Raw genomic sequence first — 22,393 nt, forward strand, 5'->3', positions numbered from 1 at the left:
CACTCGAGGACGCGGGGGCGTCGACTTTCGAGACGGGTGTGGGGGTCGACGCGATGCACTCCCGAGCGCAAACGAAAGTCAAAGCGCGTGAGCGGTCAGCGCGGCTCCCCCGTGCTCGTCGACGACGACCACGGCGTGACGATGGCCGAGAGCGAGAACATCCTCGACTACGTGGAGCGGACGCTCGCATGAAGATTTACACCCGCCGCGGCGACAGCGGCGAGACCGACCTCCGGGACATGACGCGCGTGTCGAAGACCAGCCCGCGCATCGAGGCGTACGGCACCGTCGACGAGGTGAACGCCCTGCTCGGGACGGTGCGGCCGACCGGCGTCGACGAGCTCGACGACTACCTGGAGGCCGCGCAGAACCACCTCCACGTCGTACAGGCGGACTTCGCGAACCCCGAACCAGAGGAGGGCGACCCGGTCGTCCGCGAGGATCACGTCGACGAGGTGGAGGCATGGATCGACGCCTGCGAGGAGCAACTGGAGCCCCTGGAGTCGTTTGTCCTGCCGGGCGGCGACGACGCGGGCGCGAGCCTCCACCACGCGCGGGCGGTCTGCCGGCGCGCGGAGCGCCGCGCGGTCGCGCTCGCGGACCACGAGGACGAGGTCAACGAGACCGCTATCGCGTACCTGAACCGGCTCTCGGACGCGCTGTTCGTGTTCGCGCGGCTGGCGAATCGAGAAGCGGGTGTCCGCGAGGAGTCGCCGTCGTACTGACGGCGCGCGGACGAGGTGATGCCTTCGTCCCACGGGGGACGCGGTTGGTGCCGACGGGTGACAGGCTGGGACAGACGCGGACGGACGGCCGGCGGCGTCCGCCGCACGATTTTTAGGTTAACCCAAAACAACTAAAATCTATCGGTGGCGGGCATCGGGACCGCGTTCGGTCGTTCGCCGCGTCCGCCGACTAAACGCAAGCCTTAATGGCCGCCTGCGGGTACTGTCTGGTGCGCGGGTCGGTGGTCTAGTCCGGTTATGACGGCTCCTTCACACGGAGCAGGTCGGCGGTTCAACTCCGCCCCGACCCATATTCTCTCGTCGCAACGACCGCGAGAGACCTCCGTGTCTCTCGCGTCGTTCACGTGTGTGGCGCGGTCGGAAGGAGTTGAACCCTGCGAGTCGCGCGCAGCGAAGCGAGCACGTCTCGCTCCGGTTCAACTCCGCCCGACCTACTCCTCGTACGGTTCGTGCGTCGCTTCCCAGCCGTCGAGCGTGGGTTCGACGTCGGTGACTTCGTAGAAGCGGATGGAGCGCTCCTGTTTCGTGCGGACGCGCGTGTCGTAGTGCTCGGCGGCGTATTCGAAGTCGTCGCCGGAGTCCTTAACGAACGCGCGGTGGTCGGCGAGGCGGCGGGCGGCGAGCTCGCGGGAGAGCGCGGGGGCGTCGCGGATGCGGTCGTCGAAGGCGGCGGCGAGGTCGTCGTCGCGTTCGACGCCGACGGAGTGGCGGCCGGCGACGGCGGCGGCGAGGCTGGTGGTGCCGGTCCCCCAGAAGGGGTCGAGGACGGTGTCGCCGTACACCGAGAACATGTTGACGAGGCGGTAGGGGAGTTCGAGGGGGAAGGCGCCGGAGCGCTCGCGGAGGTCGGGGTCGGCGAGCGTCTGGTGTTCGCCGTTGAGGTCGTCCCAGACGTCGGAGAACCAGCGGTTGCGCTCCTCCCAGAAGTACGCGGCCTCGTAGCGGCGGTCGGCGCGCGGTTCGAACTCGCGGCGCGGACCGTTCCGGAAGACGAGGAGGTGTTCGCGCTCGAGCGTGACGTACGCGTTCGGCGGCACCATCCCGCTGCCCATGAACTTCGCGGCGGAGTTGGCGGGCTTGCGCCAGAGCACGCCCGGTAGCGGGTCGAAGCCGAGCGACCGGAACGCCTCGGTGACGCGGGCGTGATTGTCGTAGACGCGGAAGCGGCCGAGGTTGCGGGTGGCGTCGCCGACGTTGACGACGGCGATGCCGCCGGGGGCGAGCACGCGCGCGAGCTCCGCCCACGCGTCGTCGAGCACGGAGAGCATGAGGTCGTGGGCGCGGTCGCCGTCGCCGGCGGCGAGCGCCTCGCCGACTTCGGGGTCGAGGGCGGCGAAGACGTCGTCCCACATCTCTATCATGGGGTACGGCGGCGACGTGACCACGAGGTCAACGGCGTCGTCGGCGAGCGGGAGGTCGCGGGCGTCGCCGACGTGGACCCGGTGGGTGGTCTCCATTCACTCGGTGGTCCGCGCGCCGCCACGTAGTCGTTTCGCTGGCGTCAGGCGTCGCTCATGCGGCGGGCGTCGGTGGCGTCGCAGACCAGGCACCGGCTCACGCGGTACGGCTCCCGCGAGCAGCCGGGGTTGTCGACCGCGGGGTTCTCGGTGCGGAGTTCGATGCGGACCGCGTGGCGCGTCTCGCGCTCGCAGTCCGGACAGAACTCCAGTCGGTTCGGGTCGGGGGCGGCGGTGGTCATCGTGTCCGAGTGGTCGGCCGCCGGGCACATAAACCGGGGATTCAGTCAGTTCCGTTTCACGCCGGTTAACCCGAGTTAGGACGGTTTACGCGGGTGCTGGCGGCGCCGCGGAACCAGAACTGCTGGCCGCGGCCGTTGGACCTAACTTCTCGCGTGGTGTTCGTTCACACGCTGGTCGCGTGGCTCGGTCAGGGGTGTCCGAGCGCGCAGCGACCCGCTCCGTCCTCACGTTTCTCCGCGACCAGTCGGCGCGCGCTCCGAAAGAAGAGCGGCGGTCTCGACTACAGCAGGTCTTCGATGTCGTCGGCGACTTCCTCGGGGGTGTCGCGACGGGGACGCCCGCCTCGTTGAGCGCGTTGATCTTGGACTCCGCGGTACCGGTGCCGCTGCCGGAGACGATGGCGCCCGCGTGGCCCATGCGCTTGCCCGGCGGCGCGGTGCGCCCGGCGATGAAGCCGGCGACCGGCGTGTCCATGTTCTGCGCGATGTACTCGGCGGCCTCCTCCTCGTCCTCGCCGCCGATCTCGCCGCACATCACGACGGCCTCGGTCTCCTCGTCGGCCTCGAACAGCTCGAGGGCGTCGATGAAGTCCGTCCCGATGATGGGGTCGCCGCCGATGCCGATGGCGGTCGTCTGGCCGATGCCGCGCTGGGTGAGCGAGTCCACGACCTGGTAGGTGAGCGTGCCGGAGCGGGAGACGAGCCCGACCTTCCCCTCGGAGAAGATGTTCCCCGGGAGGATGCCGAGTTTCGCCTCGCCGGGCGTGATGATGCCCGGGCAGTTCGGCCCCTGCAGGCGGGTGTCGGTCTCCTGCAGGCGCTTGTTCACCTTCGCCATGTCCTGCGTGGGGATGCCCTCGGTGATGGCGACGGCGAGGTCGAGGTCCGTGTCCAGCGCCTCGAAGATGGCGTCGGACGCGAACGCCGGCGGCACGAAGATGACCGAGGCGTCGGCGTCCTCCTCGTCGACGGCGTCGTGGACGGTGTCGTACACCGGGACGCCGGCGACCTCCTGGCCGCCCTTGCCCGGCACCGCGCCGGCGACGACGTTCGTGCCGTAGTCGATCATCTGTTCGGCGTGGAACTTCCCTTCCCCGCCGGTGATGCCCTGCACCACGACGCGGGTGTCGTCGTCGACTAGAATGCTCATTGGTCCACCTCCGTGGCTTTCTCGTCAGCGTACTGGACGGCGCGCTGCACGGCGCCCTCGAGGGTCTCCTCGACGGTCACCAGCTCGTCGTTGAGAATCTCGCGGCCCTCCTCGGCGTTCGTGCCGGCGAGGCGCACGACGACGGGCTTGGGAATCTCGTCGAACTGTTCGAGCGCGGCGTTGATGCCCTTCGCGACCTCGTCGCCGCGGGTGATGCCGCCGAAGATGTTGAACACCACGCTGTCGACGTTCTCGTCGCTGAACACCATGTCGAGGGCGTTCGCGACGCGTTCGGCCTTCGCGCCGCCGCCGATGTCGAGGAAGTTCGCGGGCTCCCCGCCGTAGTAGTCCACGAGGTCCAGCGTCGTCATCACGAGCCCGGCGCCGTTGCCGATGATGCCGACGTTGCCGTCGAGGCGCACGTAGTCGAAGCCGTACTCGTTGGCCTTGGCTTCGAGGTCGTCCTCGGCGGCCTCGTCCTCCATCTCGGCGAGCTCGGGCTGGCGGAACAGCGCGTCCTCGTCGATGTTCATCACGGCGTCCGCGGCGATGACCTCGTCGTCGGCCGTGACCATGAGGGGGTTGATTTCGACGTCGCTGCCGTCGCGGTCCTCGAACAGGTCGTACAGCGTCGTGAGGATGGACGCGACGTCGCCGGCGACCTCGCGTGGGATGCCGGCGTCGTAGACGACCTTCCGCGCCTGGAAGGGGTGGAGGCCGAACGCGGGGTCGACGTGCTCCCGGGCGATGGCCTCGGGGTCTTCCTCCGCGACCTCCTCGATGTTGACGCCGCCCTTCTCGGAGACCATCACGACGGGCTTGCCCTCGCCGCGGTCCATCGTGACGCCGACGTACAGCTCGTTCGTGAAGTCGACCGCTTCCTCGACGAGAACCTCCTCGACCGTGTACCCCTTGAGGTCCATGCCGAGGATGGACTCGGCGGCCTCGCGGGCTTCGGCTTCGTTCTCGGCGAGTTTGATGCCGCCGGCCTTCCCGCGGCCGCCGACGTGTACCTGGGCCTTCACCGCGACGGGGTAGCCGAGGTCACTCGCGGCCTCGACGACCTCGTCGACGGACGTGGCGAGCGTCGACCCGGGGGTCGGGATGCCCGCCTCGGCGAAGACCTGCTTCGCCTGATACTCGTGGAGCTTCATTTTGCACTCGAATGGCTGTCGCGGGTTCGCATAAAGCCAACCCTTCTCGGTCACCCTCGCCGCCGTCCCGCGGTCGACCGCCGCACCGCCCGAGACGGCGCTGCCGTCCCTCGAATCGTCGACCGCTCGGCCGCGGCGCGACGGGAGTACGCCCCCGTCGAAGGGACGACGAGTCTGCGGGCCGAGCACGAGCGGCCCTCCGCTCTGGTGTCGCTGGCCACCAGACGACGTGTACACTGCCCACAAACCGTACGCTTTTTTATCAACGGCGTGGCTACGCCGTGGTACACTATGGCAGAACGAGAGACCTGGACCACGAGAATCGGCTTCATATTCGCCGCCGTCGGGTCGGCGGTGGGGCTCGGGAACATCTGGTCGTTCCCGTTCCAGACGGGGTCGAACGGCGGGGCCGCGTTCCTCGTCGTCTACCTCGCCATCGTCTTCCTGTTCGGCTTCCCGGCGATGCTCATGGAGTTCGTCATCGGCCGCGGCAGCAACAAGAACCCCATCTCGGCGTTCCGCGAACTCGGCTTCGAGAACTGGTCGTTCGCGGGGACGCTGGGCGTCATCTCCTCGATGGTGACGCTGGCGTTCTACAGCGTCATCGGCGGCTGGGTGCTCAGCTACATCGCCGGCAGCCTCACCGGGGCGTACTTCGGTAACGCCAGTGGGTTCTTCGGTTCCGTCTCCGCCAGCCCGCTGGCCGTCGGCACGCACGCCATCTTCATGGCCATCACCATCGGTATCGTCGCGTTCGGCGTCGAGAAGGGCATCGAGCGCGCGACCAAGTTCATGATTCCCGCCATCGTCGTCCTGCTCGTCGGCCTCGGCGTCTGGGGGTCGACGCTCGACGGCGCCAGCGCGGCGTACACCTACTATCTGTCGCCGGACTTCGGCTACATCGCGGACAACTTCGCGTCCATCGTCCCGGCAGCCGTCGGCCAGGCGTTCTTCACGCTTTCGCTCGGGTTCAGCGTGATGATCGCGTACGCGTCCTACCTCGGGCGCGACGACAGCCTCCCCGCGGACGGCGGCGCTATCGTCGTCATCAACACGCTCGTCGCGCTGCTCGCCGGGTTCGTCGTCTTCCCGGTGCTGTTCGCCATCGGCGTCGAACCCGGATCCGGCGGCATCGGCGCGACGTTCGTCAGCCTTGCGGGCGCGTTCGGCCAGATTCCCGCCGGCGCGCTACTCGGCGCCGTGTTCTTCGTCGTGCTGCTGCTCGCCGCGCTGTCCAGCGCCATCAGCCTGCTGGAGACGCCGACGTCGTACGTCGTCGACAACTACGACTACGAGCGGAAGACCGTCGCGATCGCCCTCGGCGGGTTCATCTTCCTGCTCGGCGTCCCGACGGCACTCGACACGGGGACGCTCGGCTGGTACAACGACATCGTGTTCAGCCTGCTGCTGCCGCTGGTCGTGCTGCTGTTCTCGCTGTTCGTCGGCTGGGTCGCGTACGGCCCCGCCACCGAGGAGCTCGACCTCGGGAGCTCGTTCGGCGACGGCTTCACCACGCTGTGGCTCTGGTGGGTGCGCATCGTCATCCCGGTCGGTATCGGCCTCACGCTCGTCCTGGGCGTCCAGGACCTCCTCGTGAAGGCGGGCGTCCTCGACGCCGCCGTCTTCCTCGCCTAGGAATCCTCGGCGGGGGCGGCAATTACTGCGCGCCCCGCGACTCTGTAACGGTCCTTCAGGCGTTTTCGGCGGTGTTTTCCGCTACTTGACGGTTCCTCAGACGGAACGCTCAAATGCGGGGGGTTGTTACGCTCTCCCTAATGACACGCGAGTCTTGGCAGACGCGACTCGGATTCATCCTCGCGGCCGTCGGGTCGGCGGTGGGGCTGGGGAACCTCTGGCGGTTCCCGTGGATGACCAGCGAGAACGGCGGGGCGGCGTTCCTCGTCGTCTACCTCGCGTCGTCTTCCTCGTCGGCGTCCCCGGGCTGCTCGCGGAGTTCGTCATCGGGCGGCGCTCCCGACGCAACCCCGTTGGCGCGCTCTCCGAGCTGTCGAACTCGAAGTACTGGTCGGCGTTCGGCCACGTCTTCGTCGTCACGGCCGTCGTCCTGCTGTCGTTCTACAGCGTCGTCGGCGGGTGGATCCTCCGGTACTTCGCGGAGAGCTTCACGGGCGCGTACTTCGCGAGCCCCGGCGCGCACTTCGGCGCCATCAGCTACGGGTTCGACGCCGTCGCCTTCCACCTCATCTTCCTCGGCGCGACCGCGTTCGTCGTGCTGCGGGGCGTGCGCCGCGGCATCGAGACCGCGACGAAGGTGATGATGCCCGCCATCGTCGTCCTGCTCGTCGCGCTCACCGCGTGGGGGCTCACCCTCGACGGCGCCGGCGAGGGCGTCGCGTTCTTCCTCTCGCCGAACGTCGGCTTCCTGCGCGCGAACTTCTTCGACATCCTCCCGCGGCCGCCGGGCAGGCGCTGTTCACGCTCTCGCTGGGCGCCGGCACGATGCTGACCTACGCCTCCTACCTCGGCGAGGACCGCTCGCTGGTCGCCGACGGCTCCGCCATCGCGGTGCTCAACACGCTCGTCGGCGTACTCGCGGGCGTCGTCGTCTTCCCCGTCCTGTTCGCGCTCGGCGTCGGCGCGGGCAGCGGCGGCCCGGGCGCGCTGTTCGTCAGCCTCGCCGGCGCGTTCGCCGCCCTCCCCTACGGACAGGTCGTCGGCGTCGTCTTCTTCGGCGTCGTGCTGCTCGCGGCGCTGTCCTCTTCCATCTCGATGCTCGAGATTCCGGTCTCGTTCCTCGTCGACGAACACGGCGTCTCCCGGCGGAACGCGGTCGCCGGACTCGTCGGAGTGTTCGCGGTCACGGGCAGCGTCTGCGCGCTCGACGCCGGCGTCTTCGGCGTCGTCGCCGGCCCCGTCGTCGACCTCCTGCTGACGGGCGGGCTGGTCGGCTTCCTGCTGTTCGCGGGCTGGGTGCTCGGCGCGGACGCCGTCGACGAACTCCGCCGCGGCGCCGGCTCGCTGTCGCGGTCGCTGGCGTCGCCGTGGCTGTTCGCGGTCGGCGTCGTCATCCCCGTGTTCCTCATCTTCACGTTCGTCTCCGGGCTCGCGGGCGCGCTCGGCGTCGCGGTCGGCCCGCTCTCGCTGCTCGGCGTGACCTTCGACCAGACGCGGCTCCTCCTCGTCGTCACCGCGGCGGTCGCCGCCGCGTCGTTCCTCGGGCTGCGCCACTCCCGGTCGGTGCTGTAAGCCGGGGTCCGCGGCTGCGGGCGTCTCGGAATCCTTTTGCCGCCGGTGGGGAAACGTTGGCACAATCAGATGACGATGGAAGAGCGCATCGAGGAACTGCGCGAGAAGACCGAGCGCGCACTCCTCGGCGGCGGCGAGGACCGCATCGAGTCCCAGCACGAGAAGGGGAAGATGACCGCCCGGGAGCGCATCGACTACTTCCTCGACGACGGCACGTTCAACGAGTTCGACCAGCTGCGCACCCACCGCAGCCACAACTTCGGGATGGAGGAACAGCAGCTCCCCGGCGACGGCGTCGTCACGGGCTACGGCGAGGTGAACGGCCGCACCGTCTTCGTGTTCGCCCACGACTTCACCGTCTTCGGCGGCAGCCTCGGCGAGGTGTTCGCCGAGAAGGTGACGAAGGTCATGGACAAGGCCGTCGAGGTCGGCGCGCCCGTCGTCGGGCTGAACGACTCCGCGGGCGCCCGCATCCAGGAGGGCGTCGACGCGCTCGGCGGGTTCGCGGAGATCTTCACGCGCAACGAGAAGGCCAGCGGTGTCGTCCCCCAGATTTCGGCCATCATGGGGCCGTGTGCGGGCGGCGCGGTGTACTCGCCCGCGATTACGGACTTCATCTTCATGGTGAAAGACACCAGCCACATGTTCATCACCGGGCCGGACGTCATCGAGACGGTCACCGGCGAGGAAGTCGGCTTCGAGGAGCTCGGCGGCGCCACGACCCACTCCTCGGAGTCCGGCGTCGCGCACTTCGCCTGCGACACCGAGGAGGAAGCCCTCGACAACATCAAGCGCCTCCTCTCCTACCTCCCGCAGAACAACGTCGAGGACCCGCCCCGGGTCGAGCCGTACGACGACCCCGAGCGCCGCGACGACGCCCTCGAGACCATCGTCCCCGACGAGCCCCGGAAGCCCTACGACATGACCGACGTGGTGGGCAGCGTCGTCGACGAGAACTCCTTCTTCGAGGTCCAGGAGAACTACGCGAAGAACATCGTCGTCGGGTTCGCGCGCCTCGACGGCCGCTCCGTGGGCGTGGTGGCGAACCAGCCCCGCGTGAGCGCCGGCACCCTCGACATCCAGGCCTCGGAGAAGGCCAGCCGGTTCGTGCGGTTCTGCGACTCCTTCAACGTCCCCATCGTCACGTTCGTCGACGTCCCCGGGTTCATGCCCGGCACCGACCAGGAGCACGGCGGCATCATCCGCCACGGCGCGAAGCTCCTGTACGCGTACTCGGAGGCCAGCGTCCCCCTCCTGACGGTCATCACGCGGAAGGCCTACGGCGGCGCCTACGACGTGATGGCCTCCAAGCACCTCGGCGCTGACGTCAACTACGCGTGGCCGACCGCCGAGATCGCGGTGATGGGGCCGAAGGGTGCGGTGAACGTCCTCTACCGCGAGGAGCTCGAGGAAGCGGACGACCCCGACGAGCTCCGCGAGCAGCTCATCGAGGAGTACCGCGAGGAGTTCGCGAACCCGTACACGGCCGCGGACCGCGGCTACCTCGACGCCGTCATCGAGCCGACGGAGACCCGGCCGCGCCTGATTCAGGACCTCGAGATGCTGCAATCCAAGCGCGAGGAGTCGCCGGACAAGAAACACGGCAACATCCCGCTGTGATGACCGCCGACTACGACATCTCCGTCCCGGACGACGCCACCGAAGCGGAGGCCGCCGCCATCGCCGCCGCGGTGAGCGCGCACCTCGCGCGCCTCGAAGCCGCCGCGGCCGCCGACGGCGAGGCGGCGTCGTGGGACGACGAGAAGTGGACGTTCGCCGGCCGGCTCGACGCCCTCGGCGCGCAGAGCGGCCGCGTCCCCGACGGCGCGCCGACGGACGCGTGGACGGCAGCGGGACGCACCGACCGGTTCTGAGCGACGGCCCCGGTTCCCCGAGGCCGACCATTTGTCAACCGACTAGCGGCATCTGGTGGACAGTTCAGAATCGAAGCTATCAGTAGGGCGTCCTGAGAACGGACTCTCAAGAATGTTCGACAAGGTTCTCGTCGCGAACCGCGGCGAAATCGCCGTCCGCGTGATGCGGGCGTGCGAGGAGCTCGGCATCGAGACGGTCGCGGTCTACAGCGACGCCGACAAGCACGCGGGCCACGTCCGGTACGCCGACGAAGCCTACAACGTCGGCCCCGCGCGGGCGGCCGACTCCTACCTCGACCACGAGGCCATCATCGACGCGGCCCGGCAGGCCGACGCCGACGCCATCCACCCGGGGTACGGCTTCCTCGCGGAGAACGCCGAGTTCGCCGGGAAGGTCGAGGACGTCGAGGGCGTGACGTGGGTCGGCCCCTCCGCCGACTCGATGGAGCAGCTCGGCGAGAAGACGAAGGCCCGCCAGACGATGCGCGCCGCCGACGTCCCCATCGTCCCCGGCACGACCGAGCCCGCCGACTCCGCCGAGGAAGTCAAGGAGTTCGGCGAGGAGCACGGCTTCCCCGTCGCCATCAAGGCGGAGGGCGGCGGCGGCGGCCGCGGCATGAAAATCGTCCACGGCGCCGAGGAGGCCGACGAGCAGTTCGAGTCCGCGAAGCGCGAGGGGGAGGCGTACTTCGACAACGACAACGTCTACCTCGAGCGCTACCTCGAAAACCCCCGCCACATCGAGGTCCAGATCGTCGGCGACGAGCACGGCAACGTCCGCCACCTCGGCGAGCGGGACTGCTCGCTGCAGCGCCGCCACCAAAAGGTCATCGAGGAGGGGCCCAGCCCCGCGCTCACGGACGACCTGCGCGAGGAAATCGGGGAGGCCGCGCGCCGCGGCGCGGACGCCGCCGGCTACACGAACGCGGGCACCTTCGAGTTCCTCGTCGAGGACGACCCCGACCGGGAGGCGGGCGAGCTGCTCGACGCGGACGCGGACTTCTACTTCCTCGAGGTCAACACCCGGATTCAGGTCGAACACACCGTCACGGAGGAGCTGACGGGCATCGACATCGTGAAGTACCAGCTCCGGGTCGCCGCCGGCGAGGAGCTGGACTTCGCGCAGGACGACGTCGAGCTCGACGGGCACGCCGTCGAGTACCGCATCAACGCGGAGAACGCCGCGGACGACTTCGCGCCCGCCACGGGCGGCCAGCTGGAGACGTACGACCCGCCGGGCGGCATCGGCGTGCGCGTCGACGACGCGCTCCGGCAGGGCGACGACCTCGTCACCGACTACGACTCGATGGTCGCGAAGCTCGTCGTCCACGCCGGCGACCGCGAGGAGTGCATCGCGCGCTCGAAGCGTGCGCTCGCCGAGTACGACGTCGAGGGCATCCCGACCATCGTGCCGTTCCACCGGCTGATGCTCACCGACGACGCGTTCGTCGGCGGCACGCACACGACGAAGTACCTCGACGAGCACCTCGACCCCGGGCGCATCGACGAGGCCCAGGCGAAGTGGGGCACGGAGTCCGCCGCCAGCGAGAGCGACGAGGACGTCGTCGAGCGGGACTTCACGGTCGAGGTCAACGGCAAGCGCTTCGAGGTCGAACTCGAGGAGCGCGGCGCCGCCCAGCTCGCGGTCGGCGACGCCGAGAGCGGCGGCGGGGGACCGCCCGAACCCGCCGGCGGCGACGACTCCGAGTCGGTCGTCGAGGGCAGCGGCGAGACCGTCGAGTCCGAGATGCAGGGGACGATCCTCTCCGTCGAGGTCGAGGAGGGCGACGAGGTCGAACCCGGTGACGTGCTCGTGGTGCTCGAAGCGATGAAGATGGAGAACGACGTCGTCGCGTCCCACGGCGGCACCGTCTCGCAGGTCGCCGTCGCGGAGGGCGACAGCGTCGACATGGGCGACGTGCTCGTCGTCATCGACTGACCGACCGAATTCTTATTACGTCCACCGACCCTCTCTGAGATGATGTCGAGCGTGGCGCCGTCGGGCGACGGCCTCCGAACGCTCGCCGACGCACCACCGGCAGGTCGTCGGCGCAGTCGGGGAGTGGGGCGGTCGGTCCGAACCGAACGGGGGACCCGCGGGGAGCCGGTCCGCCGACCGCGCCGCACGCGGGTGCAGCGATGAGGCCGGCGTTCGAGCGGCTCGTCGACCCCGACGGGCTCCGCGTCCGCGACCCGATCGAGAACGCCCAGTTCGAACTGTACACGGACCGCGTCGTCGACCCCGTCGCGGCGGACACCGACCAGTTCGTCCTCCCGGTGGACAGCGCGGTCACCGTCGCGGTGGGGGAACTCGAGGTTCCCCGGCTGGTGAACGTCTTCCTCTGGGACGAGACGGGGTCGATGGTCGGCGAGTCGGTGAACCAGCAGCAGACGGACCACGCGCCGGACTGGTACTGCGTGGACCTCCCGCTCGGGCCGGTGCGAGTGCAGGTCGTCGTCGACGCGGGGTTCTCGATTCGCCGCTCGGGGAACTCCACGTACGTCGAGTTCGACGAAGCGACGACGGTCGCCGTCGGCGCGCGCTCGCACCACGACTCCCCCGCCGGGACGATAACCATCGGGGACGGCGTCGACGACGCGATGCGCGCCGTCGCGCTCAGCGGCTCCGCGCTGAAGACCACGTCCCCCGAGCGGTCGTTTCCGACGCTGCGCGGCCACCCGCCGCTCGTCGAGCGAGGCGACGCCTTCGACGCGCCGGACGCCTTCGAGCGCCCCGAGACCGACGTCGCCGTGGAGATTCCCCGGGAGTACGGCGACCTCTTCCGGGTCAGCTCGCTGGTGTACTACCTCGGCGCGGACGTCCGGCCGGGCTCGGAGCGCGTACTCCACGTCGGCGGCGAGCCGTACGACCTCGACACGGACCGGGGCTTCGAGGCGGAGGTCTCCCGGCTACTCAAGCACGTCTTCTTCCTCGACTGCGTCACGCGCACGGAGGGGCTGTACCCCGTGGACCTCCGGGCGCGCGACGCCGTCGAGGACGACCTGCCGTTCGACCCGGCGGCGGTCTACGACGCGTCGTTCGCCGAGCGGCTCCGCGCGTACCTCGACGTCCCCTACGACGTCACCGCGCCCCACCTCCCGAAGTGGAAGCTCACCGCGGACATCGAGCCGGACCCGGACCACGTCGAAGCGCTGCCGTTCGTCGCGAACGAACTCGCGACGGTCCGCATCCCGTCCGACGGCGACGAGCCGGAGGTCCACGACGAGCCCGAGGAGCTGGCGGAGTTCTACCGCGCGAGCGGCGCGTCAGTCCGCACCGCCTCCGGGGAGGCGTCGGCCGCCGACTGGTCGAACGTCGTCGAACCCGACGAGACCGACGCCATCGAGCACGCGTGGATCGCCGAGGGGTTCCCGCTCGGCGCGAGCAAGACCCGCGTGGCGTCGTACCTCAGCCGGCTCGACCGCCCCGCCCGCGAGGAGGGCTCGATCAGCATCGACATCGTCTGCAACGAGGACGAGATGAGCGAGGAGGACATCGTCGAGCAGTTCTACGGCACCCGGGACGTCTTCGAGTTCGACATCACCGTCCACTACGACCTGACCGCGGCGGAGCTCGCGGCCGTCTTCGAGCGGGACATCGACTTCCTCCACTACGTCGGCCACGTCGACGAGGACGGGTTCCAGTGCGCGGACGGCACGTTCGACGCGCGGACGCTCGACGAGGTGAACGTCGACGCGTTCCTGTTGAACGCCTGCAAGTCCTACGAGCAGGGCGACGTCCTCGTCAGGAAGGGGAGCTACGGCGGCATCGTCACGCTCGCGAACGTCAGCAACGACCCCGCGGTGCGCATCGGGCGCGCGCTCGCCCGCCTGCTGAACAACGGGTTCACGCTGCAGGCCGGGCTGTCGGTCGCGCGCCACGTCACGCTGTTCGGGAACAAGTACATCACCATCGGGGACGGGACGCTCCAGCTGGTCCAGAGCAAGAACGGGACGCCGCTCGTGCTGGACGTGACCGAACGCGGCGACGGCTACGCGGTCACGATTCGCGGCTACCCCACGCCGCAGTCGGCGGTCGGGTCGATCATCGCGCCGCACTTCGAGGACCAGACGAGCTACTACCTGAACTCCGGGGCCATCGACACGTTCGAGGTGACCGAGGCGGAGTTCCGGGAGTATCTCGGCCGGGGTGTGCTGCCGGTGCTGTTCGACGGCGAGCTCGTCTGGAGCGACGAACTGCTCCGGGACGAACTCGCCTAGGGGCCGTTGACGGTGGTCGCGTGGGACGCCGCGGCGGCGCCCGTGCTCGACAGGAACACCATCAGGCTGAACAGCACGCCGATCATCCGCGGGTTCTCTTCGAGGAACTGCGTGAACTTGCTGTCTGTCATCGTCTATCCTCAACGATCCGCGCCGCTATATTCAATCTATTTGAAAATAACGGAGATGAAAAATCCAGAAATTACCCGATGAAAACGCCGGCTCGGCTGAAACTCCGGGAACGCGTCGGGGCCGGCGCCGCCGGACCGCCCGCGCCCCGAATGCCGGGACTTTTGCTGGCGTAGCGGGTAGTCGACGCCGATGAACGAGACGCGCCGCGCGGTCCTCGACGCGCTCGCGGCCGGCCCCGTCGCCGGCCCCGCGCTCGCCGACGACCTCGGCATCTCGCGGACGGCCGTCTGGAAGCACGTCGAAGCGCTCCGGGACGCCGGCTTCGACGTCGACAGCACGTCGGCGGGGTACGCGCTCGCCGGCGTCCCCGAGTACGGCGCGGAAGCCGTCGAGTTCGGGCTGGACGCGCCGTTCGACGTGGAGTACCACGACGCCGTCCCGAGCACGAACGACCGCGCGCGAGAGCTCGCGGCCGACGGCGCCAGCGACGCCGCGGTGGTCGCGGACCGGCAGACCGGCGGCCGGGGACGGCGCGGCCGCGAGTGGTCGTCGCCCTCCGGCGGCGTCTGGCTGAGCCTCGCACTGCGCCCGGACGTGCCGCCAGCGCGCGTGCCGCTGGTGACGCTCGCCGCGGCGGTGGCGGTCACGGACGCCGCCCGCGAGGCGGGCGTGGACGCGGCTATCAAGTGGCCGAACGACTGCATCGTCCCCCGCGAGGGCGTCGACCGCGGCGGCGACAAGCTCGCGGGCGTGCTCACGGAGATGGAAGGAGAAGCGAGCCGCGTCTCGTGGGTGGTCGTCGGCGTCGGCGTGAACGCCGACGTCGACCCCGACGAGCTAGCGGGAGACGCGACGAGCGTGCGCGCGGAAGCCGGCGCGGTCGACCGGCGCGCGTTCGTCCAGCGGTTCCTCGAGCGGTTCGACGGGCTCCGCGACGACCCCGAGGCCGTCCTCGCGGCGTGGCGGGACCGCGCGGCGACGCTCGGCGAGCGGGTGCGCGTCGAGACCGCCGACGGCGACGTCGTCGGGGACGCCGTGGACGTGACCGAGCACGGCGCGCTCGTCGTCGAAACGGCGGACGGCCGGCAGGTCGTCCACGCCGGGGACTGCCAGCACCTCCGCCCGGTCGACGACTAGGGCTCGCCGTCGACGCGCACCGTCAACACCGGCACCGTCGACGACCGCACGACCTTCTCCGCGACGCTGCCGAGCAGCAGCCGGTCGATGCCGCCGCGGCCGTGCGTCCCCATCACCACGAGGTCGCAGTCCTCGTCCTCGGCGTACCGGACGATCTCCCGGCTGGGGTTGCCGTCGACGAGCGCGCGCTCGACGGGCACGCCGCGCTCCGCGGCGACGTCCTCGACCTCGTCGAGCGCGGCGTCGCCCTCCTCGTTCATCATCGCGGCGACGCTCTCCCACGAGGACTCCATCGGGAGCCCGGAGAAGCTCGCGGAGTTGACGACGTACAACGCGTGAATCGTCGCCCCGTGTTCGGCGGCGAGGTCGATGGCGTGTTCGACCGCCTCCCGTGTCTCCTCGCTGCCGTCGGTCGGGACGAGGATGCGCTCGTAGCGGCCCATGTGTGACCGATTGTCGGGGAGCGGCTTAACGTTCGGGGCGGGTTCCCGCTCCGCGGCTACTCGCCGACGTCGTCGGGCGAGACGACGCGTTTCACGTCGCTCGCGCCGGCGCGGCGCACCACCGCCCGCACCGGGTCGCGGGCGCCCGAGAGGTTGTCCGAGTCGCCGTCCAGCACGAGCAGGCGCGCCTCGCGGCCGGCTTCGAGGACGCCGTGGTCCTCGCCGATTGCCTCGGCCCCCGCGCGGGTCGCCATCCGCAGCACCTCGGCCGCGGAGACGTCGAAGAGCTTGGCGGCGAACGCCATCTCGCGGAACATCGACGGGCTGTTCGTCATCACGTTGTCCGTGCCGAGCGCGACCGTCGTGCGGTCGAGGAGCTCCCGGACGGGCGGCAGCCCGACGTCGGTCACGAGGTTCGACCGCGGGCAGACCGCGACCGGAATCCCGTTGTCCTCCACGCGGTCGAGGTGGAGGCTCTCGGCGTGGACCATGTGCACGAGCAGGTCGGGGTCGAGGTCGATGGCGGGGTTGATGTCCCGGGAGTCGACCTCGCCGGCGTGGATGGCGAACGGCTTCCCCGCGTCCCGCGCGGCGTTGCGCTCGCTGCCGAACTCGCCGTCCGCCGCGCCGCTCGCGCCGAACCCGTCCGCGACGTCGAGCACGTCCGCGGTCTCCCGGCCGAAGACGAACGGGTCGACGCCCGTCCCCTCGGCGGCCTCCCGGAGCGCGTGCACGCCCTCCACGCCGCCCTCGCGGAATTCGAGCGTGCGCGTCGTCCCCGTCTGGCGCATGAACCGGAGGCTGCGGCGCATCCCCTCGACGAGCTCCTCGCGGCTCGCCTCCCGCAGGAGCCGGTGTTTCAGGCCGTCCGGCGGCGCCACCAGCTCCTCGAGCGTGAGGCCGCCGCCCGCCTCCTTCGCGATGGAGTCCCCGAGGTGCGTGTGCGCGTTCACGAACGCCGGCAGCACGACGTCCTCGGAGTCGGTCAACTCCTCGTCCAATCGGACGACTTCGCCGTCCTCCACGACGAGCGTGCCCTCCACGGGCTCGTAGCCCTCGCCCCAGAGGACGGTTCCGGAGAGTTCCATACCCGAGACGTGCGCCCGCGACACCGTGAAGGTTACTCGACGTGGCTCACTGCGGTCGACCACGCTGCTCGCGGCTCACTGCGTTCACCGCTCGCATTAACGTGCTCTCCGTTCAGTCGAGCACGCTACTCGAACTCTGTCAGCGACGCGTACCGCCCGGGCGTGTTCACGTCGCTGACGAGCGCGCCGTCGGTCTCGAGGCCGAGCACGCGCTCGGCGGCCTGCCCGACGGCTTCCACGTGGCTTCGGGTGCGTAGACGCCGAGGCGCCACTGCTCGCGCTGGGCGACCTGGAGCGCGCGGACGAGCGTCGACTGCTCGTCCAGCCGGCGCACCTCGCCGCCGACGAGCACGCCGGTCGTGGACTCCCGCATCGACGGCCGGCCGGGGACGTCGAGGATGACGGCGTCCTCGCCGACGTCGGCGTCCGCGGCGACTTCGGCTTCGAACGCCCGAATCTCGTCGTGGCTGGCGTCGAGGAGGTCGTCGCCGACGTCGCCCATCTCCGCCCAGACGGCGCGCTTGTAGAGGTCGCGGTCGGCGAGCCGGCGGCCGAACGCGCGGCTCGCGTCGTGGGTGCGCAGCGCCACCGACAGCTGGTGGTCGTCCATGCGGCGGAGCTGTTCGGCGTCGATTTCGGTGGTCTCGAGGAGGGCCTCGGCGCCGCGGCGGAGCATCGACTTGCTGATGCGGGCGACGTGGTGGCTGTAGACGGTCGGGTTCATCAGCGCGCGCGCCAGCAGCAGGCTCTCCGCGGTCTGGACGTTCCCCTCGTCGAGCACGAGGTCGCCGTCGATGAACGTCAGCTCGCGGACGAGCCGGCCGTGGTCGATGGTGCCGTAGGGGACGCCGGTGTGGTGGGCGTCCCGCACGAGGTAGTCCATTCGGTCGACGTCCAGCTCCCCGGCGACGAGCTGCGCGAGTTCGCCGTCGCCGCGAATCAGCGCCGCGACCGCGTCCGGGTCGACGCCGTGGTCGTCGAGGACGGCGGCGACCTCGCCCTCGGTGACGAGTTCGTCGACGTCGTCGTGTTCCTTCCCGGTGCGGCGCGCGACGACGTCCTCGACGTTGTGGCTGAACGGGCTGTGGCCGACGTCGTGGAGGATGGCGGCGGCGCGCACGCGGTCGGCGCGCTGGCCGGCGATGTCGAGGTGGGCGAGCGCGCGGTCGGCGAGGTGGTAGACGCCCAGCGAGTGCTCGAAGCGCGTGTGGTTCGCGGAGGGGTAGACGAGCGCGACGGTGCCCAGCTGTTTGATGCGGCGGAGCCGCTGGACGGGCGGCGTGTCGAGGAGGTCGGCGGCGACGCCCGAGACCTCGATGTGGTCGTGGACGCTGTCCTTGATGGTCGTCATTAGGCGAGCGTTCGGCGTTCTGCGGTAAAAACCCGCGGCCCGGCTGTACGGGCGCTCGGTCGCCGACGGCGCGTCCCCGCGTTCGGAGGGGTTTTCCGCGCTCGCGTCGAACCCCGTGCCATGCGCAAACAGATTGCGGCCGTCGCCGTCGCCGCCCTCCTCGTGTTCGCCGGCTGTAGCGCGGGCGGGGACGGCGGCGCGACGACCGCACCCGAGACGAACGGCGCGACGGCCGACGGCGAGCCGGTGTACGACTCGCCGCTGGACGCCGCGACGGTCGCCGAGAACCACGAGTCGGTCGTCCGCGACGCGGGCACGTTCACGCTCACCACCACCTTGACGCAGTCACAGGGCGACCGGTCGTCTACCCGTGAAAGTTCGACTGCCCTCAACGTAGACTCAGGTGCATACTTCTCCAACCGAACGGTCGGTACTCGAAATGTCCAGCAGTTCGGCTATGGCAACGGCACGGCGTTCCAACGCGTCACCGCTGGCGGTCAGACCCAGTATATGGTCCTCCAGCAGAGCCCAAACGTGTCTCAGCTCACGAGCGCCCAGTTGTCGTTGTTCGTTGGCCTATTCAATTTCTCCCACGCGGGCACTGAGTCCGTCGACGGCACCGAGACGGACGTCTACGAGGCCAGCGGCGTCGAGGACCTCAACGAGTCCGCGCCCGGCTTCGCGGGCCTCGACGTGGAGAACGTCTCGAGCATCGACGCCCACGTCCGCATCACCGACGAGGGCCTCGTGAAGCAGTTCGGCTACTCGCTGACGCTGTCCACGGGTAGCAGCGAGGCCAGCGTCTCCACCGACCAGCGGTACGTCGACGTCGGCTCCACGTCGGTCTCCGAGCCGGCGTGGCTCGACGACGCCCGCGAGAACACGTCGGCCTGACGCCGGGGACGCAAGCGTTTACCGCGCCGCGAACGCACCACCAGCTATGACGACGTTTCTCGCCGGGGGGACTGGCACCCCCAAGCTGCTCGCGGGCGGCCGCGAGGTCTTCGACCCCGCCGACGCCACGGTCGTCGCCAACACGGGCGACGACGTGGAGCTCGGCGGCCTGCTCGTCTGTCCCGACGTCGACACCGTGCTCTTCGAGGCCGGCGGCGTGCTGGACCGCGAGACGTGGTGGGGCATCGACGACGACACCGCGACGACCCACGACTACCTCCGGGACCTCTCGGCGGCCGCCGGCATCGAGGAGGGGCCGCGCTACCTCGCCGACGAGCGACAGACCGAGAGCCGGGACCTCGCGCGCTGGCGGCGCTTCTCGGCGGCCTCGGAGTTCATGTTCATCGGCGACCGCGACCGCGCGGTCCACGTGCTCCGCACGAGCCTGCTCGACGAGGGTCGCTCGCTCACCGACGTCACGCGCGCGCTCGCTGACGCCTTCGACGTCACCGAGGACGTGGTGCCGATGAGCGACGACCCGGTGGCCTCTATCGTCCACACGCCCGCCGGCGAACTGCACTTCCAGGCGTTCTGGGTCGCGGAGAACGGCGAACCTCCCGTGGAGGACGTGGAGTTCCGGGGCGCCGACGACGCCGCACCGAGCGACGCCGCGCTCGCCGCGCTCCGGGACGGCCCGGTGGTCATCGGGCCGTCGAACCCCGTGACGAGCATCGGCCCGATGCTCGCGCTCGACGGCGTTCGGGACGCGCTCCGGGAATCCACGGTGGTCGCCGTCTCGCCGTTCGTCGAGGACGAGGTGTTCTCCGGCCCGGCGGCGAAACTGATGGCCGCGGTGGGCTACGAGCCGTCGACGGCGGGCGTCGCCGACGCGTACCCGTTCGCGGACGCGTTCGTCCTCGACGACGCCGACGATACGAGCCTCGACCGGCCGGTCGTTCGCACGGACACGGAGATGAGCGACGACGCCGACGCGGCGCGCGTCGCTCGCGCCTGCCGGGACGCAATCGAGCGCGCGAGCGCGGAGGTGGTCTGATGTTCGCGCCGCGCGTCGCGCTCGCGAGCCTCAGCGGCGAGTCCGACGCCGAGTGGGCGGAAGCCTGCGCGCGGCCCGCCGGCGCGGCCTTCTTGGGCGGCATCGCCGTCGACGGGCCGACGCGGGAAGCCGCCCGGGAGATGGTCGACCGCGACCGCGAGGAGTTCCTGCCCGCGGACCCCGTCGCGTTCGTCGACGACCAGCTCGCCGCACTGGACGACGCATTCCTCCGCGCCGGCGTGAACGTCCGCGCGGTCGAACTGGACGCGCTCCGCGCGGTGGCCGAGGTCTGCGCGGCCCACGACGCGATTCTCGAGGTGAACGCGCACTGCCGGCAGGACGAGATGTGCGCCGCGGGCGCCGGCGAGTCGCTGCTCCGGGACACCGAGCGGCTCTGCGAGCAGGTCGAGGCCGCCGGCGACGCCGGCGCGCCGGTCTCCGTGAAGGTGCGCGCGGAGGTCGAGGGCGTCCACCTGCCGACGCTCGCGAAGGCGCTCGAACGAGCGGGCGCCGACGCGGTACACGTGGACGCGATGGACTCCCGGCGCGTCGTCCGCGACGTCGCCGAGGCCGCGGACCTGTTCGTCGTCGCGAACAACGGCGTCCGGGACCGCGAGGACGTCTTCGAGTACCTCGCGTACGGCGCGGACGCGGTCAGCGTCGGTCGGCCGAGCCGCGACCCCGAGGCCGTGCAGTCGGTGTACGCCGCCGTCAAGGAGTGGTTCCTGTGACGCCCGCCGAGCACGCCGAGCTCGCGCTGCTCGTGGAGGTGGCGGGCGCGCCCAAGCCCGGGAACGTCGACCGCGAGCGCGACCTCGCGGACCTCCGCTTCGAGCAGTTCCTCGCGGGCGCGGTCGGCGCCCGGGACGGCCTCGAAGCCGCCGAGGACGGCCCCGTCGGCGACGCGTTCGAGACCGCGGTCGCGGGGATGGCCGACGGCAGCGGGACGAACACGCAGTTCGGCTGCCTGCTGTTGCTGGTGCCGCTCGTGCGCGCCGCGGCTCGCGGCGACCTCACTCCGGAGGGCGTCACCGAGGTCGTCGAGGCGACCACCGTCGCGGACGCCGAGGCGTTCTACCGCGCGTTCGAGCACGCCGACGTCGCGGTCCCCGACCCGCCCAAGGGCGTCGACGCGCTGGACGCCCGCCGCGGCGCGGCCGCGATTCCCGCGCTCCGCGAGCGCGACCTCACGCTCGAGGGCGTGATGGAACTCGCCAGCGACCGCGACGCGAACGCCCGCGAGTGGCTGCGCGGGTTCCCGCGAGTGTTCCGCGCGGCCGCCCGCATCGAGGCCGACAGCGGGCCGCTCACCGACCGCGCCGCCTCGGCGTTCCTCACGCTGCTCGGGGAGGAACTCGACACCCTCGTCGTCACCGAACACGGCGAGGCCGTCGCCCGCGAGGTCCAGGAGCGCGCGCTCTCGCTCCAGCGCGCGGACGCCGCGGAGGTCCGGGAGTTCGCCGAGGACCTCGTGGAGCGCGGCGTCAACCCCGGGACGACCGCGGACCTCACGGCGGCCGCGGTGTTCGTCGCGCTCGAACGCGGGGTGTCCGTGGATGGCTGAGTGGCCGGTCGCCCTCCGGGGAACCACGGAGACGGTCGTGACGACGCGTGGGCCGAACGACCGGTGGAACGTCGCCGCGCTCGGGGTGCAGGCGCCCGCAGGTGCCGAACGAGCGAGCGGCGAAGCCCGCGAGTCGCGAGCAGCGCCCGAGGTGAACGAACCGGCGACGGCGACGACGTGGGGGGACACGCGCACGCGTCGGAACTTCCACCGCGAGGGCGGCGGCTACGTCCAGTTCGTCGCCGACCCCGTGGTGTTCGCGGACGCCGCGCTCTCGATTCGCGAGGAGGCCGAGCCCGTGCTGGACGCCGCGGACGCGTGGGCGGAGGTGGACGCCGAGCACGTCAACGCGGACGAGGACGGCGGCACGCGCCGCGAGCACTGGGCCCTCCACCCCGTCGAGAGCCGCGTGGTCCGCGAGTCCCCGGCGACGGTGAACCGCGGGTTCAACGCCGTCGTGGAAGCGACCGTCGCCGCCTCCCGGCTGGACGTGCCCGCCTACGACACCGAGACGCTGCGCGAGCGCCTGCGGTTCTTCGAGGGCGTCGCGCGCAAGTGCGGCGGCGTCCGCGAACGCGAGGCAATCCAGCGCGTTCGGGAGCACGTCGACGGCGAGTGGTAGGCGCCGACGTACGCGTCGGATGTCGGGACGTTCAAATCCGCGCGGCCACTACCCGGT

Annotated in this window: 18 protein-coding genes, 1 tRNA gene and 4 pseudogenes; 15 read left to right on the forward strand and 8 right to left on the reverse strand. The window is 70.6% G+C overall.

Annotated features, from left to right (window positions below; genetic code table 11):
- The 3 genes and pseudogenes from GJ634_RS15865 to GJ634_RS03390 form a co-directional block, all read left to right on the forward strand.
- A pseudogene (locus GJ634_RS15865) lies at positions 1–192 on the forward strand (glutathione S-transferase N-terminal domain-containing protein); the annotation flags it as partial.
- The gene (locus GJ634_RS03385; protein WP_157500512.1) at positions 189–725 is read left to right on the forward strand and encodes a cob(I)yrinic acid a,c-diamide adenosyltransferase; all 537 of its coding nucleotides are present in this window, start codon (positions 189–191) and stop codon (positions 723–725) included. The pseudogene GJ634_RS15865 and the gene GJ634_RS03385, both read left to right, overlap by 4 nt.
- A gap of 236 nt (positions 726–961) precedes the next feature.
- Positions 962–1,036: transfer RNA gene (locus GJ634_RS03390), tRNA-Val, on the forward strand.
- 141 nt (positions 1,037–1,177) lie between these two features.
- On the opposite strand, the gene GJ634_RS03395 is transcribed toward GJ634_RS03390, so the two are convergent.
- From GJ634_RS03395 to sucC, 4 genes and pseudogenes are all read right to left on the reverse strand, one after another.
- Positions 1,178–2,203 carry a site-specific DNA-methyltransferase gene (locus GJ634_RS03395; RefSeq protein ID WP_157500513.1) on the reverse strand — a complete coding sequence of 342 codons (1,026 nt, stop codon included), beginning with the start codon at positions 2,201–2,203 and terminating at the stop codon, positions 1,178–1,180.
- A 44-nt stretch (positions 2,204–2,247) separates the two neighbouring features.
- Positions 2,248–2,445 (reverse strand): hypothetical protein, encoded by a 198-nt coding sequence (locus GJ634_RS03400; RefSeq protein WP_157500514.1) that lies wholly within the window; start codon positions 2,443–2,445, stop codon positions 2,248–2,250.
- Positions 2,446–2,726: 281 nt separating this feature from the next.
- Positions 2,727–3,595 (reverse strand): annotated as a pseudogene (gene sucD, locus GJ634_RS03405) (succinate--CoA ligase subunit alpha).
- Positions 3,592–4,749, reverse strand: a complete 1,158-nt coding sequence (gene sucC, locus GJ634_RS03410; RefSeq protein WP_157500515.1) for an ADP-forming succinate--CoA ligase subunit beta — start codon at positions 4,747–4,749, stop codon at positions 3,592–3,594. The pseudogene sucD and the gene sucC overlap by 4 nt, the downstream one beginning before the upstream one ends.
- Positions 4,750–5,040: 291 nt before the next feature.
- Here sucC and GJ634_RS03415 point away from each other — a divergent pair, with 291 nt between their 5' ends.
- From GJ634_RS03415 to GJ634_RS03440, 6 genes and pseudogenes are all read left to right on the forward strand, one after another.
- Positions 5,041–6,384, forward strand: a complete 1,344-nt coding sequence (locus tag GJ634_RS03415; RefSeq protein WP_157500516.1) for a sodium-dependent transporter — start codon at positions 5,041–5,043, stop codon at positions 6,382–6,384.
- Between the two features lie 140 nt (positions 6,385–6,524).
- Positions 6,525–7,956: pseudogene (locus tag GJ634_RS16865) on the forward strand (sodium-dependent transporter).
- 75 nt (positions 7,957–8,031) lie between these two features.
- Positions 8,032–9,576: an acyl-CoA carboxylase subunit beta gene (locus GJ634_RS03425; protein WP_394350869.1), complete on the forward strand. Its 1,545-nt coding sequence runs from the start codon at positions 8,032–8,034 to the stop codon at positions 9,574–9,576.
- Positions 9,576–9,830, forward strand: coding sequence for an acc operon protein (locus tag GJ634_RS03430; protein WP_157500518.1), 255 nt, complete (start codon positions 9,576–9,578; stop codon positions 9,828–9,830). The genes GJ634_RS03425 and GJ634_RS03430 overlap by 1 nt, the downstream gene beginning before the upstream one ends.
- Before the next feature lie 112 nt (positions 9,831–9,942).
- Complete coding sequence (locus GJ634_RS03435) at positions 9,943–11,769, forward strand: acetyl-CoA carboxylase biotin carboxylase subunit (protein ID WP_157500519.1); 1,827 nt, start codon at positions 9,943–9,945, stop codon at positions 11,767–11,769.
- 200 nt (positions 11,770–11,969) lie between these two features.
- The gene (locus tag GJ634_RS03440) at positions 11,970–14,051 is read left to right on the forward strand and encodes a hypothetical protein (protein WP_157500520.1); all 2,082 of its coding nucleotides are present in this window, start codon (positions 11,970–11,972) and stop codon (positions 14,049–14,051) included.
- Here GJ634_RS03440 and GJ634_RS16380 read toward each other — a convergent pair.
- Complete coding sequence (locus GJ634_RS16380; RefSeq protein WP_269449511.1) at positions 14,048–14,182, reverse strand: hypothetical protein; 135 nt, start codon at positions 14,180–14,182, stop codon at positions 14,048–14,050. The genes GJ634_RS03440 and GJ634_RS16380 overlap by 4 nt on opposite strands.
- Positions 14,183–14,372: 190 nt before the next feature.
- On the opposite strand from GJ634_RS16380, the gene GJ634_RS03445 reads away from it, so the two are divergent.
- A complete protein-coding gene (locus GJ634_RS03445; RefSeq protein WP_157500521.1) occupies positions 14,373–15,320 on the forward strand; it encodes a biotin--[acetyl-CoA-carboxylase] ligase in 948 nt (315 codons plus the stop codon).
- On the opposite strand, the gene GJ634_RS03450 is transcribed toward GJ634_RS03445, so the two are convergent.
- The 3 genes and pseudogenes from GJ634_RS03450 to GJ634_RS03460 all read right to left on the reverse strand — a co-directional run bounded on the left by GJ634_RS03450 (position 15,317) and on the right by GJ634_RS03460 (position 18,202).
- Positions 15,317–15,763 (reverse strand): universal stress protein, encoded by a 447-nt coding sequence (locus GJ634_RS03450; RefSeq protein ID WP_157500522.1) that lies wholly within the window; start codon positions 15,761–15,763, stop codon positions 15,317–15,319. The two genes, GJ634_RS03445 and GJ634_RS03450, sit on opposite strands and share 4 nt — an antisense overlap.
- Positions 15,764–15,819: 56 nt before the next feature.
- On the reverse strand, positions 15,820–16,851 hold the full coding sequence (locus GJ634_RS03455) for an amidohydrolase family protein (protein WP_157500523.1): 1,032 nt from the start codon (positions 16,849–16,851) through the stop codon (positions 15,820–15,822).
- Between the two features lie 125 nt (positions 16,852–16,976).
- Positions 16,977–18,202: pseudogene (locus GJ634_RS03460) on the reverse strand (HD domain-containing protein).
- A gap of 120 nt (positions 18,203–18,322) precedes the next feature.
- Between GJ634_RS03460 and GJ634_RS03465 the strand changes: the two are divergent.
- From GJ634_RS03465 to GJ634_RS03485, 5 genes are read left to right on the forward strand one after another with little or no spacing between them, the layout of a single operon-like run.
- A complete protein-coding gene (locus GJ634_RS03465) occupies positions 18,323–19,096 on the forward strand; it encodes a hypothetical protein (RefSeq protein ID WP_157500524.1) in 774 nt (257 codons plus the stop codon).
- A gap of 46 nt (positions 19,097–19,142) precedes the next feature.
- Positions 19,143–20,150 carry a 2-phospho-L-lactate transferase gene (gene cofD, locus GJ634_RS03470; RefSeq protein ID WP_157500525.1) on the forward strand — a complete coding sequence of 336 codons (1,008 nt, stop codon included), beginning with the start codon at positions 19,143–19,145 and terminating at the stop codon, positions 20,148–20,150.
- Complete coding sequence (locus tag GJ634_RS03475; protein WP_157500526.1) at positions 20,150–20,881, forward strand: tRNA-dihydrouridine synthase; 732 nt, start codon at positions 20,150–20,152, stop codon at positions 20,879–20,881. The genes cofD and GJ634_RS03475 overlap by 1 nt, the downstream gene beginning before the upstream one ends.
- Positions 20,878–21,714, forward strand: coding sequence for a triphosphoribosyl-dephospho-CoA synthase (locus GJ634_RS03480; RefSeq protein WP_331713975.1), 837 nt, complete (start codon positions 20,878–20,880; stop codon positions 21,712–21,714). Before GJ634_RS03475 ends, GJ634_RS03480 begins: the two co-directional genes overlap by 4 nt.
- Positions 21,707–22,336: a DUF447 domain-containing protein gene (locus GJ634_RS03485; RefSeq protein WP_157500527.1), complete on the forward strand. Its 630-nt coding sequence runs from the start codon at positions 21,707–21,709 to the stop codon at positions 22,334–22,336. Before GJ634_RS03480 ends, GJ634_RS03485 begins: the two co-directional genes overlap by 8 nt.
- Positions 22,337–22,393 lie beyond the last annotated feature (57 nt).

This window comes from Halobacterium sp. CBA1126, assembly GCF_009741975.1.
Lineage (GTDB): Archaea > Halobacteriota > Halobacteria > Halobacteriales > Halobacteriaceae > Halobacterium.

Coding starts and splice junctions, on each gene's coding strand:
- GJ634_RS03385 (WP_157500512.1), top strand. CDS start 189: ATGAAGATTTACACCCGCCGCGGCGACAGCGGCGAGACCGACCTCCGG.
- GJ634_RS03395 (WP_157500513.1), bottom strand. CDS start 2,203: ATGGAGACCACCCACCGGGTCCACGTCGGCGACGCCCGCGACCTCCCG.
- GJ634_RS03400 (WP_157500514.1), bottom strand. CDS start 2,445: ATGACCACCGCCGCCCCCGACCCGAACCGACTGGAGTTCTGTCCGGAC.
- sucC (WP_157500515.1), bottom strand. CDS start 4,749: ATGAAGCTCCACGAGTATCAGGCGAAGCAGGTCTTCGCCGAGGCGGGC.
- GJ634_RS03415 (WP_157500516.1), top strand. CDS start 5,041: ATGGCAGAACGAGAGACCTGGACCACGAGAATCGGCTTCATATTCGCC.
- GJ634_RS03425 (WP_394350869.1), top strand. CDS start 8,032: ATGGAAGAGCGCATCGAGGAACTGCGCGAGAAGACCGAGCGCGCACTC.
- GJ634_RS03430 (WP_157500518.1), top strand. CDS start 9,576: ATGACCGCCGACTACGACATCTCCGTCCCGGACGACGCCACCGAAGCG.
- GJ634_RS03435 (WP_157500519.1), top strand. CDS start 9,943: ATGTTCGACAAGGTTCTCGTCGCGAACCGCGGCGAAATCGCCGTCCGC.
- GJ634_RS03440 (WP_157500520.1), top strand. CDS start 11,970: ATGAGGCCGGCGTTCGAGCGGCTCGTCGACCCCGACGGGCTCCGCGTC.
- GJ634_RS16380 (WP_269449511.1), bottom strand. CDS start 14,182: ATGACAGACAGCAAGTTCACGCAGTTCCTCGAAGAGAACCCGCGGATG.
- GJ634_RS03445 (WP_157500521.1), top strand. CDS start 14,373: ATGAACGAGACGCGCCGCGCGGTCCTCGACGCGCTCGCGGCCGGCCCC.
- GJ634_RS03450 (WP_157500522.1), bottom strand. CDS start 15,763: ATGGGCCGCTACGAGCGCATCCTCGTCCCGACCGACGGCAGCGAGGAG.
- GJ634_RS03455 (WP_157500523.1), bottom strand. CDS start 16,851: ATGGAACTCTCCGGAACCGTCCTCTGGGGCGAGGGCTACGAGCCCGTG.
- GJ634_RS03465 (WP_157500524.1), top strand. CDS start 18,323: ATGCGCAAACAGATTGCGGCCGTCGCCGTCGCCGCCCTCCTCGTGTTC.
- cofD (WP_157500525.1), top strand. CDS start 19,143: ATGACGACGTTTCTCGCCGGGGGGACTGGCACCCCCAAGCTGCTCGCG.
- GJ634_RS03475 (WP_157500526.1), top strand. CDS start 20,150: ATGTTCGCGCCGCGCGTCGCGCTCGCGAGCCTCAGCGGCGAGTCCGAC.
- GJ634_RS03485 (WP_157500527.1), top strand. CDS start 21,707: ATGGCTGAGTGGCCGGTCGCCCTCCGGGGAACCACGGAGACGGTCGTG.